The 1,692-nt window shown below is 62.8% G+C and carries 1 protein-coding gene; it reads right to left on the reverse strand.

What is annotated here, in order from left to right:
* Nucleotides 1–121: 121 nt before the first annotated feature.
* A partial coding sequence (locus WAO31_RS04060; protein WP_509590549.1) for a DUF4340 domain-containing protein occupies nucleotides 122–1,692 on the reverse strand: 1,571 nt, incomplete at its 5' end.

Below are 1,692 nucleotides of genomic sequence, written 5' to 3' on the forward strand. Positions count from 1 at the left end.
CTCATGAACATGACGGGGTTAGGGAAATGATAGGTGAAATCCAGCTAGTATGAGACGCTAGATTTGGCGAACAATCCATGACATCGAGGAACGACGGCAGCGCCCGTCGGTCCAGCCGGCCTCAGTCGAGGCCAAGCACCTTGCGAAGGTCCGCGTGCAGGGCCTGGCGGTCCAGGACTGCCTCCAGCTCCCCTTGGCGCACGCGGACTTCCCCGGACTCGGCCACACCAAGTACGGCTGCGGAGACCTGCCCCTCGCTGTCCGTGAAGGCCACCGTGACCGAGCCAGTGAGGGCACCGCGTGGCGCGCCCAGTGGGGTGTAGCGATCCGCCTTGAGGAACATCAAGTGGTCGAGAACCGGGTCCAAATCACGGGCGGGCTCTTTGGTCGATACGTCCCGCCAGTCGAAGCCGTCGCCGCGCTCGTACGCGCGCATGGAACCATCATCACCGGAAAGGGTGAGCTTCCTGAGCCAGGTGTTCGTTTGCTCCCAAATCTTCCTGTTGAGGAACGACTCCAACGATCGATCAGCGAGGGCCGCAAACTCCGGTGCCATCCCCTGGGCCGCCGCGTCTCCGAAGCGCTGAAAGGGCGCAAGCTCTGTGCCGTCGGGAATCGTCATCACCGGAGCAAAGCGTCCTCCCTGCCGGGGCCCGGAATAGGGCTCCAGGTAGAGAGACGTCTCACGCACCCCGTCCCCGAAAAATTCATCGGGCCCCACGTCCGTGAACATCCGCTGGGCCTCCACCACCTCCGTTTCCTTCAAGAAGTCCGAGAACTCCTGGTCGTCGACCGAGAACTCCGCTCCAAACTCGGTGACGCCTGTAGCACGCCCGGCGACGGTCCACCCCTCACCGTCGGGGCCCCGGGAGAACCGCAGGGTTTGCTCAGGCTGCTGGATCCAAACGTGCTTGATGTCACGGCGCTCCATGCGCGCGAACTGGAGCTCGTAGAAGTTGCCGACGTCCTCACCGAAATAGGACATCGCGTCAGGCTCGAACTCGAAGATGGTGACCTCTTCGTTCCGGCGCCCGTACACGTTCCCGTCCTTCTGCGCGAGGTGCAGCGCCTGCTCCGTGCCGCCAAAGCCCTTGAGACGCAGCGTCAGCCACGGCTGATCCAAACCGAATCTCGCATAGTCGATATCCGGCAGGTCATTGACGATCCGCTTGGCTTTGATCGTTGAGAGATAGTTCGTCCAAACCCCAAAGACCAAGGGGTCCCCGGTGCACCTCAGCGGCTCCAAGAGTTCCCACGTTCCCCCGGTACTTCGCGCCCTCATGCCAAGGGGAATCGGCTCATCCATCTTGTACCAGCCCCCCACGCGCTCCACCTCCGCGACGGCTCCGCGCTCCATCGCGAAGATCCGCTTGGATCGGAAGTCATGAACCGTGAACTCGAAGATGCTCTCGATGTTCCGAACCGTGCGGAGCATCTTGCCGTCGCGCTTGACGAAGATCCGGATGCCGTCGATATCTAGGGCCCCCACTTCGATCCTCACGCGCCTCACCTCGCCGTTCGCAAGGAGCTCCTCCGTTTCAATGAAGCCCTTCGGCGGCGCAAAGGACGATTCCGCCTCGGCGACCAGTTCCTCCGGCACGGGGTCCGCCCCGTTCGTCGTGACGATCTGCTTCAGCTTTGCAAGCACCCCATCCGCCGCCGGCCAAGCGAGAGGATCCGTCAGGTACCAGC

It is taken from the genome of Rhodoluna sp. (assembly GCF_049276775.1).
Classification (GTDB): domain Bacteria; phylum Actinomycetota; class Actinomycetes; order Actinomycetales; family Microbacteriaceae; genus Rhodoluna.